The organism is Flavobacterium defluvii, assembly GCF_900129555.1.
Lineage (GTDB): Bacteria > Bacteroidota > Bacteroidia > Flavobacteriales > Flavobacteriaceae > Flavobacterium > Flavobacterium defluvii.
Window position 1 is genome coordinate 61281 of record NZ_FQWC01000001.1, and the last position, 18574, is coordinate 79854.

Sequence of the window (18574 nt, forward strand, 5' to 3'; positions counted from 1 at the left end):
AGAGCGGTACATTTACCAAAAATTACTTTCTAATAACTTCTATTTACAAGTAGATTTATTAGTTTTATAAACCTGCCCTTTATTATTTGTCCATATTTTTAAATCAGTATATCCGTCATCACCGCCACCAACAAAAGTAATCTTATAACAACTGTTTGAATAAAAAATCTGTGTAACATTTTTTAAATCATAAAGATTTATTATTTCATTTATATTTAAGGCACTTGGTATTTTTATATTTTTATTTTTTACAAATAAATCATAGTAGCAATCTTTGTCTTTTAAATTTAAACTATCGCATTCTATCAAAATTCTTTTCAATGGTCTTCCATTACATGATACTATAGATTGATTTTTAATATCAAAATATATATCTGTTGATTGACAAGATGAAAGTAAAAAAATAAAAAATAAAATTTTAATCATCAGAAACGTCGGAGTAGTCTTTTTTTTCATATCTTTCTGTATTGTAGGCTGTCCACCATTTATTAATTCTACTTATTATATCACTATTTTTATTTGCTTTGTTATTAAATAATTTAAGTATTAGATTTTTTTGTTTCCCATTGCCATAATTTTCATCAACAAATTTTGAAAAATCTCTAAAAATACCAGCACCTGCTTCGGCTTGTTGTTCTAAGGGAGATTCATTGTGAACTATATCTGCATAATCATCATCTTTGATAGCATAGGCATTAATTAATGCTTTAACTACGTACGTACCAACCGACCTAGCTATATGTTCCCCACCTCCGTAATCATCTAATTGTGGTAAATGCCCAACTTCATGAGAGCTCAATTCAAAGAACTCTACAGAATTTGCTTTTACATTATAATAGGTAATATTTCCATTTTTCGATTCCTCACCTGTAGTCATAGCACCTCCCGCTGCGCAAATGTCTCTGACTTTGCGCCACACAAACAAATATATTTAAAAACCGTAGATCAATCAAAGTCTCCGACTTTAAAATAATTTTGAAATAACCTTAACTATAGTAAGTCTTATCAAAAATCTACTCAAAAAGTCAGAGACTTTTGAGAACTCTACAATTTCTAAGAACAAAAAAATGCGCAAAGTCAGAGACATTTGCGCAGCTTTTTCAGTTGAACTCTTCGCACAGCTAGGGGTTATACTTTTCACTTAAATCACTTAGAAAGTGGCCTTATATTAACATGCAAACTTTTACATTCTGAATACTCTAAATCAATCATTTCGTTTTTCTCTGAAATTGATATAACAGAATTACCTTTTAGATTATATTCATACCATCTATTTAATTTTAAATCTAAAATTTTAATTTTATGTTTTGGTAAAAGATAAAGAATCTGACTATATCTATCACTTTCATTTATTGAAGAAATAATTAAGAATCTATCTTCTAGCATCTCATATATACAATATCTATAATCTTTAATGGGGCTAAATATAATTTTATCTTTATAATACAGCTCATTTTCCGAATTAAGATGTAATTCAGATTGGTTTAATAAATATTCTTGCGATAAACTACTTTTTTTATATTCATAAAAAGGAACTAAATCTTGCGCGCTTATATTAAAAAAAGTAAACAGCAATATAGTTAAGGTTAAAATTTTCATATGATTTATTTTTTTAATGTATATATTGAAGAACCTCCATTTATTCCTTTTTGATTTCCATAAGAACTTGGCAAGTTCCTTTCATAACTTATTGTCCATTTATCATACCAACCGTTTTTGGTAAAAACCTGAGTTCCTTGATCATTTTTAACAAAAAAGTAGCAAAATGGCTTGTCTCCGCTGCGCAAATGTCTCTGACTTTGCGCCACACAAACAAATATATTTAAAAACCGTAGATCTATTAAAGCCTCCGACTTTAAAATAATTTTGAAATAACCTTAACTATAGTAAGTCTTACCAAAAATCTACTCAAAAAAGTCAGAAACTTTTGAGAACTCTACAATTTCTAAGAAAAAAAATGCGCAAAGTCAGAGACATTTGCGCAGCTTTTCAGTTGAACCGGATTATAAAAAAGCCACTCCGTTATGGGAATGGCTTCAATTACTTTAATTATTTCACATAGAAGAACGTAAATGCTTTTTAGGTAAATCTTTTTTCTTCCTCTGATTATAATAACTATTCATTTCTTCCTTAGAAAAGTAGCAATAAACCATATAGCTATCAAAATCTTTATCAGTGTATGCAGATTTAACATTAACAATATCATACGCCATAAAAAATGCTTTCGCTTCTGCTCGATAATTTCGTGTATTATTAATTTCCCCACTTAAAAAATGAACAGCAAAAGGCATATAATGTATTCTTTTTTTATCTTTTAATATTCCATACGTTTCTTTTTGCTTATTTATATAAGTTTCAACTTCATATTGCTTATATGCTACAAAAAGGAGAATTATTGTGATAGTAATTATCAACGATTTCTTTAATATTATTGTTTTCATAAGTTATTGTTTGCCCAAGATGTTCCATTCCATTTATATGTACCCGAAGACAGATTTGTAAAATTAGAAATTAAATCAGACAATCCACTAGCTTTCTTTTTCGAATCTTCTTCATTTTTCGTTGTTTTACCAAAATCAAAGTTTAAGTGCGTAACCTTATTTTTATCATTTTTAAAATAATAGTCAGCACCTACGAACCCTGCATCTAACATTTCACCCGCAGTAGGAAACTCAGGCGTGTTGTACCACATTAATTTATCAATCAAGGCTTCAGCGTAGCTCAGCATAGTAAGCTAATTCCGCTGCATTTTTTTTGCCAGCCATTAAAGCCGCTAAATAAACTGTCCAATAATGTCCATCAGTCTCGTAATTTCCATTGGGGTCAATAAAAGTGAGCGGAGTCATTTAATAGAATTGAGTTGTCTGCTGAAAAGAATATGGAGATAAAGCAGGGTTATTTATTTTATTCTAAAATTCCTCCACTTAATTTCTTTGCATCTTGCAAAAGAGAATTACCTAGTGTGATATTTTTAGGCAAATATTTTCCTTCTAAATAATACTTACCAAGAATATACTTAGCATTTGGATGCTCTTTATCAGATGCTCTTTTTAGATAATGCAAAGCCATTTTTCTGGTTTCTTCATCTAAAAAATCAATTTCAGGTAAACTAGTTGATGAGTTTTTTTCATCTAATTCGACTAGTCCCATAAATACATTTAGGGATGCTTCAGAATAATTCCATTTGTTTGACACTATAATTGAATAAATCAATGCGCCATGATATGTATTAACCTTAGCGATACTATCATAAAAGTTTTTATCAAATTTATTAATTAATTTTTCTTTAAATTTTGGAGCTAAATTTTCTTCGTTTTTTGCTTTAGCTAATTGTGTATCATTAAATTCAACAATATATTTTTTCTCATAATCTTTAAATGCTGAATTATAAATGTAATCAGTATAATATTTCAATACTATTAAAACTATACAAACAAGAATGATACTTAAAAACAACTTTTTTTTCATATTTTTTTAATTAGGTTCTGCAATATCTTTTAAAGTTACCGGGTCAATTTCTACAGGTTGCCAATTCCAAGGACGCGTACCAACTAGTTCATGTCCTCTATATATATTCCATTGTCCTTTATCACCAGGACGGCCACTAAAAAAATGACCACTACTATTATCTTCTGATGGCGAAACAAGTTTAGTTGAACCAACAAATATTACTTTAGAAAATTCTTCATAACCAGAAGCCGTTTCAAGAATTCCACCTCTTTCTCCATTCATACAAGCATAAGAAATAAAAGTTCCTCCATTTCTTTTTATCTCAACCCATTTTTCTCCGACCGATGATTTAGTCAAAAAGTCATCTAAATCATTTGCAAATATCCTAGTCCCATCTAATTTTGAACCTTTGTAAGTTAAATGCTTTATATACCCATGTCCAAAATATCTTACCGCATCATCAGTTATATCTTCTATTAGTGCATAAGCAGTTCTAACCATTTTTTGTTCTTCTACATCTCGTTTTGAATATAAAGTAGGGAAACCAATTAAAAATGATGGAGGTCTTGCACTTGAATTCGTATGGTAAGCAATTGCATCTGTTACATTTGATATTTCTCCATTCTCTTTATTAGTATATTGCCCTGTATCCCAATCATAATATATCCCTGATTGTCCTGCTCGCGGAGCCATTCCATCAAGGTCTATAAAATAAACAGGATTATTAAAAGCATAATTATAAGGACTAAACCTTCTCATTTGTTCTGCTAAAGGATCAATATTCATCCAGCGACCAAGTGCTGGATCATAATTACGTGCACCATAGTCGTAAAAGTTAAGCCCCAGCTCGTCTTGAAGCTCCTTTCCATTGTACTTATACTTATTCTCCACACCTGTTTTAACAGTATTATACCCTTCTTGTTTCAATCCAAAAGGATAGAAATTACTCTCTTCTTTAATAGCAAGCGTTTTATCATAACTTACACGAACATTACCCAAATGATCCTTGTATTGGTATACATACTTATAAGATCCTGACACAGGTTCAACATAACCTTCGGTAGTTGGAAAAAATTTCAATGCCGCATTATCATATTGGTATCCTCCAAGATAATCAGTAGTTGTAACACTTGCCGGTGAAGTAACTGTTACGATTTTCTGTACTTTCTGCCCTGTTGCATTGTAAAGATATACAATGTTTCCTGTTGTGGCAAAAGTTATTTTAGTTGGCAGGTTTAAATGGTTATAAGTGATGGCTGTGATGTTTTTGTTATTGTCTTTGGTCATATTACCATTAGCATCATAGCTATAATCATCAACCGTATTGGCTGCACTGTCTACAAAACCGCCTGCTTTATAAGTAGTAGCATTATCCACCACTTTTGTAAGCTGGTTTAAATTATTAGTAGAGCCATAACTATATGCTAAATTATCAATTTGCTTGATAGAAGCAACATCTCCATTACGAACCAGAGACATAATGTTTCCGTTTTTGTCGTAGGTTAAAGTTTCATCGTAATAATTATTTACAGTACCATTTTGCTTAAAGATAGCGGTTCTTAAACGATTTAAATTGTCGTATGCATACGCGTAACCTCTTATTATAGCTTCAGAGTTATTACTTGTCCAATAGGTCTCTGCAATGTTTCCATTATATAAAGCACTTACACCTGCTGTAGCTGCTGTGTTATAATTTATCTTAAAAGCAAAAAGATCTTTAGGATCTCCTGATTTACTCAATGCATTTACATCATTAATTCCTGTAAGCCATCCGCGAATGTTATACGTATAATTTACGTTTTGTGTTGGCGCGGCTGTAGTGTTTCCTACTTTTTTAGAAATTAACTGTCCTAATTCATCATAGGTATTGCTGGCAATTAATTCAATTGTACCACTGTTTATTTGATGAGTCTGAGTTAATAAACGATCCTGAGCAGAGTATGTAAAAACATCTTTGGTCATAAGCTCTGTATCTGTACTCAGCCTTTTATGTCTGGTAATGCTGTACTGCAATTCTCCTGAAAAAGGGTCAAGGTTACTATCTGTATAGGTATAACCTCCTAAATGATTTTGGGTATACGCACGAATAGGTCTGGCTTTTGCATCATATAGTGTATATGAAGATTCGTTTTTATACAAAGTACTGCTTTCTAAAACACGCACCCAAGAACCTGTTGCCAAGCCTTTTGGTTTTACAGTTGTATTGTAATATACTGCCTGCGACTCTACAGAAGCCGGAATTGTTGGCGCATTAGGAAAATTATAATCGTCATAATAATTAACCGTTAATACATGATATCCAGATGTAGGCCATACAGTGTTACTATAACGAAAAGCCACGCCATTTATAGTCGTATTTGTTGCCGCAGCAATTTTAGTTTCACTAGGATTTGTCGTTACTGCATTTTGAGCGTCCTGCCATGTTTTTCTATCGGCAGTTGTAACTGTACCCGGCATCCATGCTGTAAGAATTGCACGATTGAAGGCATCGTATTTAGTTACTGCCCATCCTGTAGAGGTTAAATCTGTAAAAGGTGAATTTGCAGGACCAGTAGCTACTGCTCTGTCTAGTTTATCATAAACGATAAATTCCCATTGTTTGCCTGGTAATTTTTTCTCAACAAGTCGGTTACGATAATCGTATTTGTACTGATAACATAAATCGTTTAGAATTGTTGCGGTAAGCGCAGCATCAGCTTTTGGTGGAATTACATAAGTAAGGTTTCCATATTGATCATACACATAATAGGTATCGTGTTTTTCATTTGTTGTTCCTGTTCCTACTTTACCATACGTCCTTTTCAAGATAACCTGTCCTAATTTATTTTTGAACTCTACAGTTGCTCCGTTTAGCTCTGTTGGTGCTGCAGCTGTATTCTCATCATAAGTAACTGTTTTTGTAAGCTGGTTGGCATCATAAAAAACATTTGCGGCTGCATTTCCTAAAGAGATATCATACAATCCTAATGTACTATTCCAGGTTGTAATGGCATTAAAACTTTTTACATCACTAGCCGCATTAGCCAAATAATCTATTTTTATTTCATGACCTAAACCCAATCTCCAGTCGTTTCCTGGAGCTGCTTGTTTTGAAACTCTGTTTAATGGAGAATTTTCTAACGATTTTTCACTATATGGGTAATTAGTTGCCTCTAAAGCTGGGTTTCCATTTTTTGTGGAATTTGGAGTTCCATAATATGACGTTAAATTACTAACCGCTGCTGTTTCAAAAGCCATATTATAACCTTCTGATTTATAAGGCAGGTATTCTTTTATTTGTCTGCCATAAATATCGTACTCAATAGGCGTAATAATGTCTTTTCCGGTATTCGACTGCTGGTTGCCATTTTTTTGAATCGGTCTTCCTAATCCATCAAAATAAGTAATATCTACTTTGGCTTTATTAGCATCCAAAGCTGTATAAACTGTCTGAGAAGCTTGTTTATAGGTTTTGGTAATAACATAATTTTGATCCTGAGATGGGGCTGCTAAACTTGCACAATCTGTACTTGTACCAAATACTAATGGGCAATTGTCTGTATTATTTCTCACATAGTTTCCTGCTGGTTTTAAACATTGTGTTACAAATGTAAGCGGGTCACCAAGAGTATCCAGATCATTGTCTAAATACCATTTTGTATTAGGGTTTAATGTTGCATCAGCATCATTACAATCCAAATTATTATTGGCATATCCTGTTGGTTTTACACTATAAAAAACCGTTCCTCCTGCCGAATTTCCAAAGGTATCATTGTCATTATCCTTATAAAAAGTCTGAGGAGCAATATTGGTTATATTGGCAGTTGTATCATCATAGTCTGAATTATTGGTTACATAACCTGTTGGTTTTGCACTATAATACACACTTACATTTGGATTACCATACGTATCACTATCAGCATCTCTGTAAAAATACTGCGGAGGTATATTGGTAATATTAGCATTATTATCATCTAAATCTGACTGATTGTCAACATACCCATTGGGCTTAGTCTGACTAAAAACATAAACAGCAGGATCTCCATAACCATCTTTGTCAAAATCACGATTCCATTGATAACCTGTTGGGTCTTCTCCTCCTGGGTCAACTACAGCTGCCGCTGCAGGAGTATCAACTGGTGCCGTCTGAAGAGAGTCTATTTGTTGCGCATAACCCCAAAAAGCAGACAGTTGGAGAAATATAATATATAATAATCTGTTTTTCATTTTGCTTTAAGGTGTTAGTTTTTGTAGTGGTATTGGTTTTCAGATAAAATGTTTCCATTTCTGTCTTTTACAGTCTGCAATCTGTTATAAGCGTCATAACTGTAAGTCATGACATCACCTTTAGGATCTGTTACAGTACTAATACCTATTAATGGAAGGTGTGTAAAAGTGGTTATCATACAATTTACCAGAGAAGCGTTGCTTCTTAAACCATTTAACGTCGTCATATTGGCTTCAGAATAGGTATCTAAGGTTGCTGTTGTAATTCCTAATGCAGCAGCAATTTGTGCCAGAGTTGCGTTTTCAATTTTAGCAATTGGTAATGTTTTATCATAACCCCAGATAAAGCTTACGCTTGTTCCGTTTTCCTGCGTATATTGTATAATATTACCCTTAGCATCATATTGATCAAACGTTATTTTCTTTTCTAACTGACCTACTGCCGGAGTTGTAATATTGGTTAAAGTATTTGGAAACTTTGCCGCATAAATATTCTTTGGAAGCAATAAATTGTATGTAGATCCACTCATTTCATAAACAGTAGTCTGCTCTGAAATTTTTGTAGTTCCTTTATAAATTTGGGTATTAATAGGAGTTCCTACCATATTTGCAGCTTTCAGACTGGCAATAAATGGCAGACCTGCCACTTGTGTATCTGGTGGGTAAAAATATTTCGTTTCTGTAATCTCACCTGCTGCACCCGTCGTTGAGTTTGTACTCGACTGCGAAGTTAACTGGAAGTGATTTGTACCAGTATAATTATAATTTACTACAGTTGTAAAAGGATTTGCACCATTTTTATCATATTCATTTGTAGTAGTATTCGATAAATAAACAAAATAAGAGATATACTTATAAGGCATAATATCCAAATGGGTTATTGTGGGTATACCTATTGTTGTTCCGGCTGTTTTTCCAAAACATGGATTTGGAATATTGTATGAAACATTATTCGCCCCGCTTGCTATACAATTGCCATTGGCATCTTTTTGATGAAAATGTGAAACTGAACAATATTTAACCGGATATGATTTTGATATATTATTCGCTGAACAATAGCATTGATCATTTCCAACATTATTTATAAACACTCCCGGAGCCGGATTATAAATGGCAAAATTGATCAATGTTGGGTTATTAGTATCTTTTAAATAGGTATTTATAGTCTCTTTTCTAAGAACATACGAGCTGCCTTGTTTTTCAAAAACTTTTGTTTTTAATAATTTTCCATTATTCCAGCCTAAATTAGTCCACGGAACATTTCTAAACTCCCTGTCTCCCAAATAAATTTGTTCACGATAATCTTTATTGATCATAAACTCATTTTCTTCATAGCCATTATCAAAAGCATCACCACTGCTTACAGTAACATATTTGTAATATACATTAGATCCCATTTCGAATAAAGAAGAAACACTGCTCGAGTTTAAAACAGCATCGGTAACTGTACAACTGTTATTATTAGCATCTGCATAACTTACATGATCACTGTAATTTATATAATAAGGAACCTGAAAATTATCTCCGGAAGATATATTTAGGTTGTCAAATTTTGCGTAATAATATTTTTTCGTAACCGGAGTTGGATTATTTAAAGAGTAATCTTTAGTAGATTTTACCCTGCAGCCACCAGTTAATAAATTAGTATTTATAATTTGAGGTGTTCCTGAATAATATTGAAGATTTACTTTACTATATATACAATTGTAATCGTTGGTTAAAGTAACTCTATAGTTTTTATTTTGTTCAACATTAAAATAATAAGGTATTGTCGCATCATTATTTAAAACTAATGATGTAACCCCGGGAGTAACCTGTTGCGAATAAGCTGAACTATACTCAAAAATAGGTACATAAACATTATCTTCAATACAAAAAACAGTTACGGCTCCCTTATGATGATTTCCTCCAGTATCATTAGAGGGATCGCAATTTGCAAAATAAGTATTTCCGGTAAATTTTGCCGTATACGAAAAATCTGCTTTGAAATTAACTACAGTTGTCGTATGTCTTTGCTCCACATCATTCTCTAAAGTCATTACCGGATTTACAGTTGTCGGCATAACTTTTTTAGTTCCATAATAATCATTAGATGCATACTCTAATTCCGTATAACCTTTTGTTGGATACACTATTTTATTCAAAAGACCAGTTTGTACTTTAGCTTCGTTAATTTCTCTATTAGCATCTGTAAAAACAAAGTTTTCAAAGCCTGATCCTTCTATCCTAGGAATCAGCATAATATTATTTGCTCCATTAAAATATCCCCAATGATCCTGACTTTTAGACAATCGTACAGGAAAGTCCGTTGGGTTTATATAAGTAAAAGAATATTTATTAGCAGGTTCCAAAAAATTAAACCCGTTTAAAAAAATCCTTTTGTTTGTAGTAACTAAATAATCAAAATCAATTTTTTCAATTATCGCTTGTGATTTATTTTTTAATGTAATAGTTTTAATAACATCGGCAGGATCAGTACCTGCTGGTATTTTATCTTCGTAAGTAAAACTAACACTTCCTGCAGTAGCGTTATTACTGCTTATAGCACTTATTGTTTTTCCTATAATTCTTGCATTATGTGAATAAATTGGTCCAAAAGTAATTCCTTTGGTATAGCCTTGTCCAGATGCACAGGTCTGCCAAATTGGATAAGCTTTCGAAGCCTGCTGACTTTCTGCTTGTGTATAATTTTCCGTAACATTGTTATATGTAAAATAAATCTCATCTCCTTTAGGATGTACTATTTTGTTCATATACCAGGCAGTTGTTTTTATAGAAGGTTCACTATGACCAGCTCCATAAGTATTTAACATTGTCTGCTCTGTTTCCTGAAAATAATATTTTACACCATCAGTAGTTGTGATCACAAAGGTGTAAATCTCCCCTCCTACTGTCGGAATTAATTCCACTCTCAAATCAGTTTTCTCAAGAAAAACAACCTTATTATTATCGTCAAAATAAAATTTTCCTGAACCTCCGGGAAAATTAAAAATAAAAAGATCTCGCTGGCTGTCTTTTCCCTGATTTTCCCCAAAAAGATAAAAATACATATTTTTCATCTCATATTCTGGTACAGTCGTAATATCAAGATGCTTCATTGCAAAATCATCATCATAATCATCTTCCAGATTACGAATAATGCGCGTGATGACGCCTCCACCGATAAGACCCCAACCCAGTCCGGTTTTAGAATTTATTTCATCAACTTTAATTCCTGCTGATGCATAAGTTAAGTTATAAGGAACACTCAAATTTGTTGTTTTATAATTAAATAAAGGCAAATTGATGTTTGGTGTACCTGTAAACATACCTACTGGTGTATTTCCGTATAAAGAAAATTTAAAAGCCTCTGGAGAAGGAGGAGTAATATTCGGTAAAAATTTACTTGGATCATTGCTTGAATCCTGCGCATGTACTCCAGTTATGACACATAGAAACATTCCCCATAATAGGGCTTGAATAGAGTTTTTCAAAATAAAATTTGGATTAATTTGGATAGAAAATTGGTTCTTGGCTGCTTTTTTACAAAGAATTTGTAATAAAAATATAAGACTTACATATAAATATGCTTTTTTTTGTTAAGAAATTTGTTTTTTGGTAAGGCAAATATTGTAAAATAAATTAAGTTTAAACAATAAAAAATTAACATTTATTGAGTCAAAATCAAATAATTTTTCAAAAGACTTTTCATGCTTTAAAACACTGTTTTTAAACACTAAAGAAATTTCTTAATAATAAAAAAGGTCTCCCAATTGGGAGACCTTTTTTGTATATAAATATCTACATCTTACGCTCTAAACAAAGCATATTTATTATAATTAAACAAAACCCTGTCATAAGGAACATAAAGAGAAACAATCTTCTCAGATGAAGCGTCAAATTTTATTCCGTTGTACTTTCTGAATAAGTAAATTTCTTTTAAACAATTTGAAAGACTTTGGTGAATTTCACTTGTAAAAGTCGGTAGTTTTTTATCACCAACTAAAAGATCAATTTGATAGTTAGAACTGCTTTTTGATAAATTATTACCAATAATTCTTAAGGTAAAAGTTGTCGATTTTCCGTATTGTTCGCCTTTATATTGTAGTGTCATAATTTTGTGATAAAAGGTTAATATTTTATTTCAAGAATTAATTAAAATTATAAAAAAAATCGTTTAAACAAAGTATGAATTGAATTTAATTAATTCACAATACTGTTTTCGGGTGTCTTTTCTTCGTTAATATCCAATAAAAACAAATTTCCGTTTTCGTCAAACATTGTCATATTTAAGGCATCCCGCAAAGTGAGTTTTCTTGAAACCGAACCCGTAAATTTATTATAAGAAAGATTCATTTCAGACAAATTAGACAATTGTTCCAGTTCTTTAGGAATTCGACCATCAAAACTATTGCCGTATAAACTTAGATTTTCTAAAACACTAAAATTAGAAATATCAGAGCTTAAATTTCCTGAGAGTTTATTATCATTTAAAAGTAAAATTTTCAAAGTCGAAATCTTATACAAAGAAGCTGGCAAAGTACCTTCAACCTTATTTTCAAATAAACAAAGGATTTCTAATTGATTCAGATTTCCAATTTCTGTTGGAATTTCTCCGGAAAAATTGTTTTTAAAAAGCTCCAAATCTTTAAGATTCTCCAAATCACAAATTGCAGATGGTACTATTCCTGCGAATTGATTGTTTGAAATATTAAAAAACGTAAGCTTTTTTAAATTACCTACTGAATTTGACAACTTCCCTTTGAGATTGTTTTTACGAAGATCAATCGAGGTTAAGTTTTTAAGTTCGAAAAATTCCTGCGGCAGTTCGCCCTGCAGATTATTATCAGCCAGATTTATGGCGGTAACTTTTCCGTTTTCGGTATAAACTCCATACCATGTTGAAACAGAAAGAGATAAATTCCATCTTATTTTCCAATGCGAACCATTCGTCGCATGATATAATTTTATTAGCGCGTCTTTCTCTTTATCCGAAACAGTATCTGCAAAAATATTTAGAGAAAAAACAAATGCTAAAAAAAGTGTTGCAAAGATTTTCATAACAGACTTGGGGTATGTTTTTCTGACTTCAAAATTAGTTAATTAGTAGATATAAAGCGACTTATGTCGATAAAGTGTTAATAAATAAAAAAATCGTATTACTTTTCTTCTATTTAAAAATATCGAAAACGTTATAGATTTTTAATTACTTTTGAAATAACTAATTACAAAAAAACTAAGAATATGGAATTTAACTTTTACGCATTACTAGCCGCGGCAGTTGTAACTCTTCTCGTTGGCTTTGCCTGGTATCATCCAAAGGTTTTTGGAACTATCTGGATGAGAGAAAACAATTTTACCGATGAAGATTTAAAAAAAGGAAGCATGCTCAAAATTTTCGGGCTTACTTACATTTTTTCTTTAATGATTACAATGACCTTAATGTCTCTCACAATCCATCAATCGGGAGCAATTGGAATGGTTGGAGGCCCACCATTAATTGATTCGGCAAAACCTTCTTTTGCAGCTTTTATGGCAGATTACGGAAATGCTTATCGCACTTTTAAACATGGTGCTTTGCACGGTTTTATTTCGGGATTGTTTTTTGCTTTACCAATTGTAGGAATCAATGGTTTATTCGAAAGAAAATCATGGAAATATATTTTTATTCATGCTGGTTATTGGATAGTTACACTCACTTTAATGGGCGGAATTATCTGTGGATTTGCATAAATTACAAAACAAAAAACCCGTTTGATATCAAAATCTCAAACGGGTTTTCTTAATAATAACTTAAAGAAAATGAGTTATTATAAATATTATCTAATTTTGAAGAAATTAGCTCAATCTTTTGAATACAACTTATTCTTTTCAAATATACAACAGCACATCGTTACTCCCTTTAGAATGGAATTCGCTGGCTGTAAACAATATCTTTTTAAGACGAGAATATCTCGAAGTCCTGGAAAATTCCTGTCCGGTAAATATGATTTGTGATTTTATTGGAATTTTTGATAATGAAAAACTTATCGGAATTGTTTTAACTCAATTTTTATTTGCCGAAAAACTCGAATCCTTTGGAGAACGCGATCAATGTTTAAAAACTTCTGTTCGAAATTTTGCCTTAAAGAACTTTGCTTCGCATGTTTTATTTGTTGGAAATAATATGCTGACCGGGCAAAATGCTTTTATTTTTGATTCGACTGCAAAAGAATCAAAAGCTATCAAAACACTTCATAAAGCCATTACGCAGTTAAAAAAAGATTTGAAAGCAAATGGGAAAAAAGTTCATATAACCAGCATAAAAGATTTTACTATAGAAGAGATTAAGCCGCTTCAGGCTGAATTTAAAAACAATTATACCTTTTCGACTCAACCCAATATGATTTTTAAAATCAATGAAAATTGGAAAACCGAGCAAGATTACATTGATGCTTTGTCAAAAAAATATCGGGATCAGTATAAACGCGCCAGAAAAAAATCTGAAGGAATCGAAAAACAGCAAATGTCTTTAACTGACATTAGAAAATATGAAGATGACATTTACGAACTTTATTTTCATGTTGCTAAAAATGCGCCATTCAATACTTTTTTCCTCGCAAGAAATCATTTTAGCTTTTTTAAGGAAATCATGAAAGATGACTTTTTACTTTATGGTTATTTTTTAGATGAAAAACTTATCGGTTTCAATACATTGATAAAAAATGGAACTGTAATGGATACTTATTTTCTAGGTTACGATGAAAGTATTCAGCGCGAAAAAATGTTGTATTTAAATATGCTTTATGACATGATTGCTTATTCTATTAAAAAAGGGTTCAAAGAAATTGTTTTTGCCAGAACTGCTCTGGAAATTAAAAGTTCTGTGGGTGCAAAACCAGTAAAAATGTACGGTTTAATTACCCACAGCAATGCTTTAATCAATCACAATATTGCGAGATTCTTTAATTATCTTGAGCCAAAAACCGAATGGCAGGAACGCAATCCATTTAAATAATATTTTTAAGGAACAGCCAGTTTCATCTGTTTATGCAGAATATGAATTTCTAAAGAATTCTGTGCACCACAGTATTCACCATCAATTTGAAAATGAACCGGAATATCTGTTTTTATTTCTGCCTTATCAGTCGAAATAATAACAATATCTTCAGAATCGATTGGCATATTTCCGGTAATAATTTTTCCAATTAAGAATAAGTCAAGACTTTTTAAAATAACCAGCTCAAACTTTCCATCGTTCATAGCCCCATTCGGATTTATGATAACGCCAGTCCCGTATTTTTGAGAATTAGCAATTACAATCATTCTAGCCACATGACTTACTGTTTTATTATTTGCCGAAATAGTTGCTTCAAAAGGTTCATCAGCTTCCGTTAAAGTTGTAAAAGCCTGCAAGGCATAACCCCAAAAACCTCTTACATCGCTCTGTTCGTAGTTTTTAACCAAATTAGCATTTAAACCAAGATCGCTTAAGTGAATGCTTTTTTTGCCGTTAATGCAAATCATATCCATTTCGATATAATGATGCTGAAAGGCGATTTTAAGGTTTTCTTCAATTCCTGCCGGCAGATTTAAATCGACCGAAAGTCCGTTTGCAGATCCAGCCGGCAAAATTCCAATGATAACATCGTGTTCTTCCATTGCTTCGGCAACCATCTTTATAGTTCCATCACCTCCAGCTACAATAATTCGCTCAGGATTATATTGATTGTATATAGTTTGTATTTCTTTTATATCATTTTTTCCGGTTGTTTCATATACTTCTAGATCGAAGTGGTTCGTCGATGCAAATTCTTCGACAGCTTCGATTAAATCTGATTTATCAAGATCTCCTGATATCGGATTTACAACAAATAAGATATTCTTTTTCAAAATTTTATTTTTAAAACCAATTAAATTAAGTAAATTACAGTTACCTAAATATACGCAATTAATGAAACCAATTTTACAATTATATCGAGGTTATGCAAATGAGCAGGAATTAATTGTAATGGGACATGTTTTAAAACGAGAACACAATTACGATTTTGAGAAAAAGAAACTAAAGAATGCTACTTCAATTCTCAAGTTGTTCCGAATCAAAACCATTAAAAACTTTGATGTTTATCTTCATTACAATAACGAAGTAATTCATACCAAAACTTTAGACGATGGTTATTTTAATTTCTGTATTCCGTTAGAAAAAGAAACTCATTTTGGATGGATGTCTTATGAGGTAAGTTTGAAATACAAAAACGAAACTATACGTTGTGAAGGCAGTTTTATTAGACCACACAAAGGAAAACTCGGAATTATTTCAGATATTGATGATACTTTTTTGGTTTCGCATACCAATAACATTTTTAAAAAAATTTACATTTTGTTATTTAAGAATGTAAACGACCGAAAGGTTTTTAATGATGTGGTTTCGCATTATCAGGCGTTAAGTTCTGCAGGAAGAAATAATACCGAAGAAGTGAATGCTTTTTTCTACATATCGAGCAGCGAGTGGAATTTATACCGATTTATTGCCAAGTTTACCCGAATTAATAAATTACCAAAAGCGGTTTTTCTGCTAAAAGATATCAAAAGAGGAATCACTGATTTTTTTATGAGCGGAAGAGGAAATCACGATCATAAATTTGAAAAAATAAAACATGTTGTAGAGTTTTATCCAACTCTGAAATATGTTTTAATGGGCGACGATTCTCAGCATGATCCTATTTTATATGAAAGAATCTGCAAAATATTTCCCGTTACTGTCATTGCAGTTTACATCCGTCAAACGGGTAAATCTCAAAAAAAGGAAGTAAAAAAGATTTTACAAAATCTGGAAAGCCTTAATGTTTCTGTTTGTTATTTTAAAGAAAGCAGCGAGGCAATCGCACATTCAAAATCTATTGAAATTATTAAATAAGTTTTTTGTTTCAGGTTTCAGGTTCTCAGCAAAACCTGAAACCTGAAACAAACTTATCTAAGCATTAAAACTATCAATCTCTTCCTGAACAATTTCCCAGTCTATAAGTAATTGTTCTAAATCCTGTTTCTTTTTATTGTAAGCTGTAAAAAACGATGCATCTTCGATGTGTTTATCGTAATTCGTTTCGAGCATTTTATCGTCGTGCTGAATGTCTTTTTCTAATTGCTGAATCTGACTTTCGATTTTACTTAAACGGTTCTGCAGCGTTTTTCCTTTTTTCTGATCTTCATAAGATAATTTGCTCGCTTCTTTCTCTTTAGGAGCTGCTGCTTTTACAACATCTTTTTTCTCAACTTCTCGCATGTTTTCGAGATTACGCTGTTCTAAGAAAAAATTGATATCTCCCAGATATTCTCTGATTTTTTGATCTTTAAATTCATAAACGATATTTGACATTCCCTGTAGAAAGTCCCTGTCGTGGGAAACAAGCAGTAAAGTTCCGCCAAATTTTTGAAGAGCAGCTTTCAGAACGTTTTTAGATTTAATGTCTAAGTGGTTCGTAGGCTCATCCATTACTAAAACATTAATTGGCTGCAGTAATAATTTACAAAGAGCCAAACGGTTACGTTCTCCTCCTGAAAGCACTTTTACTTTTTTCTCTACATCATCTCCACGGAACAAAAATGCGCCAAGCATGTCTCGTACTTTCATACGGTTAGTGTCAGAAGCAGCATCTTCCATGGTTTGCAAAAGTGTAATTTCTCCATCAAGATGTTCTGCCTGATTCTGAGCAAAATAACCTAGCTGTACATTATGTCCTAATTTAATAGTTCCTCCATATTCAAATTCATTTACAATGGCTTTCATAAAAGTAGATTTTCCTTGTCCGTTTTGACCAACAAAAGCAATTTTACTACCACGTTCAACCAATAAACTAATGTCTTTTAAAATGGATTTATCACCGTAAGCCTTTGAAACGTGCTCCGCTTCTATTACAACTTTCCCGGGTTCTTTAGAAACCGGAAACGAAATATTCATTACTGAATTATCATCTTCGTCAACTTCGATTCTTTCAACTTTATCCAGTTTTTTAATCAATGATTGCGCCATTGAAGCTTTTGAAGCTTTTGCACGGAATTTCTCGATTAGTTTTTCTGTTTCTTCAATCTTTTTCTGTTGATTTTTTTGAGTTGCCAATTGTTTCTCACGAATTTCATGACGAAGTTCTAAATATTGAGAATATGGTTTATTAAAATCATACGCTTTTCCTAAAGAAATCTCGATTGTACGATTTGTAACGTTATCCAAAAACATTTTATCGTGCGATACAATCACTACAACTCCGGGATAATTACGAAGGAAATTTTCTAACCAAATGATACTTTCGATATCCAAGTGGTTCGTAGGCTCATCCAGAAGAAGTACGTCGTTTGACTGAAGCAGGAGTTTTGCTAATTCGATACGCATTCTCCAACCACCTGAAAATGTTTCGGTTTGGTTATTAAAAACTTCTCTTTTAAAACCAAGTCCTAAAAGAATTTTTTCGGTATCACCAACATAGTTATATCCGCCAAGAAGTTCGAAACGATGTGTGTAATCAGATAAATCTTCAATAATCTGTCCGTATTCTTCACTTTCATAATCGGTTCTTGTAACCAATTGATGATTGATTTCTTCTAACTTTTTCTCTACAACTTTAATTTCAGTAAAAGCTTCATACGCTTCTTCCAAAACAGTTCTTCCGCGTTCAAAATCAATATCCTGACGTAAAAACCCCATTTTGATATCTTTCTCCTGAGAAATAACTCCTGAATCTGGTTTAAAATCTCCTGCTAACATTTTTAGCATTGTAGATTTACCTGCTCCGTTTTTACCAACAAGACCTACGCGATCACCTGCCCCTAAACGAAAAGTAACTTCTTCAAATAAATATGTTCCTCCAAAAGAAACCGAAAGATTGTGTATATTAAGCATAATTTATAACTATTGTTATCAGCAGTAAAGGTTGAAAAATCGTACCTTTGTTTAAATTTTTTGCAA

General features: G+C 32.1%; 16 protein-coding genes. 3 read left to right on the forward strand and 13 right to left on the reverse strand.

Annotation, left to right across the window (positions count from 1 at the left end; translation table 11 throughout):
- Positions 1 to 39 precede the first annotated feature (39 nt).
- The 11 genes from BUC29_RS00250 to BUC29_RS00300 all read right to left on the reverse strand — a co-directional run bounded on the left by BUC29_RS00250 (position 40) and on the right by BUC29_RS00300 (position 12696).
- Positions 40 to 456, reverse strand: a complete 417-nt coding sequence (locus BUC29_RS00250) for a hypothetical protein (protein WP_139260367.1) — start codon at positions 454 to 456, stop codon at positions 40 to 42.
- Complete coding sequence (locus BUC29_RS00255; protein ID WP_139260369.1) at positions 419 to 919, reverse strand: hypothetical protein; 501 nt, start codon at positions 917 to 919, stop codon at positions 419 to 421. The genes BUC29_RS00250 and BUC29_RS00255 overlap by 38 nt, the downstream gene beginning before the upstream one ends.
- A 227-nt stretch (positions 920 to 1146) precedes the next feature.
- Positions 1147 to 1599 carry a hypothetical protein gene (locus BUC29_RS00260; RefSeq protein ID WP_073412295.1) on the reverse strand — a complete coding sequence of 151 codons (453 nt, stop codon included), beginning with the start codon at positions 1597 to 1599 and terminating at the stop codon, positions 1147 to 1149.
- A 5-nt stretch (positions 1600 to 1604) separates the two neighbouring features.
- The gene (locus BUC29_RS00265; RefSeq protein ID WP_073412296.1) at positions 1605 to 1808 is read right to left on the reverse strand and encodes a hypothetical protein; all 204 of its coding nucleotides are present in this window, start codon (positions 1806 to 1808) and stop codon (positions 1605 to 1607) included.
- Between the two features lie 246 nt (positions 1809 to 2054).
- On the reverse strand, positions 2055 to 2441 hold the full coding sequence (locus BUC29_RS00270) for a hypothetical protein (RefSeq protein WP_073412297.1): 387 nt from the start codon (positions 2439 to 2441) through the stop codon (positions 2055 to 2057).
- Positions 2438 to 2728, reverse strand: a complete 291-nt coding sequence (locus tag BUC29_RS00275) for a hypothetical protein (protein WP_073412299.1) — start codon at positions 2726 to 2728, stop codon at positions 2438 to 2440. Before BUC29_RS00275 ends, BUC29_RS00270 begins: the two co-directional genes overlap by 4 nt.
- A gap of 176 nt (positions 2729 to 2904) precedes the next feature.
- The gene (locus BUC29_RS00280; protein ID WP_073412301.1) at positions 2905 to 3468 is read right to left on the reverse strand and encodes a sel1 repeat family protein; all 564 of its coding nucleotides are present in this window, start codon (positions 3466 to 3468) and stop codon (positions 2905 to 2907) included.
- Positions 3469 to 3474: 6 nt separating this feature from the next.
- Positions 3475 to 7656: a DUF6443 domain-containing protein gene (locus BUC29_RS21090; RefSeq protein ID WP_244160728.1), complete on the reverse strand. Its 4182-nt coding sequence runs from the start codon at positions 7654 to 7656 to the stop codon at positions 3475 to 3477.
- A gap of 14 nt (positions 7657 to 7670) precedes the next feature.
- Positions 7671 to 11129: an RHS repeat domain-containing protein gene (locus tag BUC29_RS00290; protein ID WP_139260371.1), complete on the reverse strand. Its 3459-nt coding sequence runs from the start codon at positions 11127 to 11129 to the stop codon at positions 7671 to 7673.
- A gap of 314 nt (positions 11130 to 11443) precedes the next feature.
- Complete coding sequence (locus BUC29_RS00295; protein WP_073412305.1) at positions 11444 to 11749, reverse strand: hypothetical protein; 306 nt, start codon at positions 11747 to 11749, stop codon at positions 11444 to 11446.
- Between the two features lie 89 nt (positions 11750 to 11838).
- Positions 11839 to 12696 carry a leucine-rich repeat domain-containing protein gene (locus tag BUC29_RS00300; protein ID WP_073412307.1) on the reverse strand — a complete coding sequence of 286 codons (858 nt, stop codon included), beginning with the start codon at positions 12694 to 12696 and terminating at the stop codon, positions 11839 to 11841.
- A gap of 183 nt (positions 12697 to 12879) precedes the next feature.
- On the opposite strand from BUC29_RS00300, the gene BUC29_RS00305 reads away from it, so the two are divergent.
- Positions 12880 to 13368: a DUF1761 domain-containing protein gene (locus tag BUC29_RS00305; RefSeq protein WP_073412309.1), complete on the forward strand. Its 489-nt coding sequence runs from the start codon at positions 12880 to 12882 to the stop codon at positions 13366 to 13368.
- A gap of 118 nt (positions 13369 to 13486) precedes the next feature.
- Positions 13487 to 14632, forward strand: a complete 1146-nt coding sequence (locus tag BUC29_RS00310) for a GNAT family N-acetyltransferase (protein ID WP_073412311.1) — start codon at positions 13487 to 13489, stop codon at positions 14630 to 14632.
- Between the two features lie 5 nt (positions 14633 to 14637).
- Here BUC29_RS00310 and BUC29_RS00315 read toward each other — a convergent pair whose 3' ends face one another.
- Entirely contained in the window at positions 14638 to 15507 is an 870-nt protein-coding gene (locus tag BUC29_RS00315) for a diacylglycerol/lipid kinase family protein (RefSeq protein WP_073412313.1), read from the reverse strand.
- 61 nt (positions 15508 to 15568) lie between these two features.
- Between BUC29_RS00315 and BUC29_RS00320 the strand changes: the two genes are divergently transcribed.
- Positions 15569 to 16531, forward strand: a complete 963-nt coding sequence (locus tag BUC29_RS00320) for an App1 family protein (RefSeq protein ID WP_073412315.1) — start codon at positions 15569 to 15571, stop codon at positions 16529 to 16531.
- A 57-nt stretch (positions 16532 to 16588) separates the two neighbouring features.
- Here BUC29_RS00320 and BUC29_RS00325 read toward each other — a convergent pair whose 3' ends face one another.
- A complete protein-coding gene (locus BUC29_RS00325; protein ID WP_073412317.1) occupies positions 16589 to 18508 on the reverse strand; it encodes an ABC-F family ATP-binding cassette domain-containing protein in 1920 nt (639 codons plus the stop codon).
- Between the last annotated feature and the right edge of the window lie 66 nt (positions 18509 to 18574).

Excerpts from the sequence above, each read along its gene's own strand:
- BUC29_RS00250 (WP_139260367.1), bottom strand. The coding sequence starts at position 456 with ATGAAAAAAAAGACTACTCCGACGTTTCTGATGATTAAAATTTTATTT.
- BUC29_RS00260 (WP_073412295.1), bottom strand. The coding sequence starts at position 1,599 with ATGAAAATTTTAACCTTAACTATATTGCTGTTTACTTTTTTTAATATA.
- BUC29_RS00270 (WP_073412297.1), bottom strand. The coding sequence starts at position 2,441 with ATGAAAACAATAATATTAAAGAAATCGTTGATAATTACTATCACAATA.
- BUC29_RS00275 (WP_073412299.1), bottom strand. The coding sequence starts at position 2,728 with ATGCTGAGCTACGCTGAAGCCTTGATTGATAAATTAATGTGGTACAAC.
- BUC29_RS00280 (WP_073412301.1), bottom strand. The coding sequence starts at position 3,468 with ATGAAAAAAAAGTTGTTTTTAAGTATCATTCTTGTTTGTATAGTTTTA.
- BUC29_RS21090 (WP_244160728.1), bottom strand. The coding sequence starts at position 7,656 with ATGAAAAACAGATTATTATATATTATATTTCTCCAACTGTCTGCTTTT.
- BUC29_RS00295 (WP_073412305.1), bottom strand. The coding sequence starts at position 11,749 with ATGACACTACAATATAAAGGCGAACAATACGGAAAATCGACAACTTTT.
- BUC29_RS00300 (WP_073412307.1), bottom strand. The coding sequence starts at position 12,696 with ATGAAAATCTTTGCAACACTTTTTTTAGCATTTGTTTTTTCTCTAAAT.
- BUC29_RS00305 (WP_073412309.1), top strand. The coding sequence starts at position 12,880 with ATGGAATTTAACTTTTACGCATTACTAGCCGCGGCAGTTGTAACTCTT.
- BUC29_RS00320 (WP_073412315.1), top strand. The coding sequence starts at position 15,569 with ATGAAACCAATTTTACAATTATATCGAGGTTATGCAAATGAGCAGGAA.
- BUC29_RS00325 (WP_073412317.1), bottom strand. The coding sequence starts at position 18,508 with ATGCTTAATATACACAATCTTTCGGTTTCTTTTGGAGGAACATATTTA.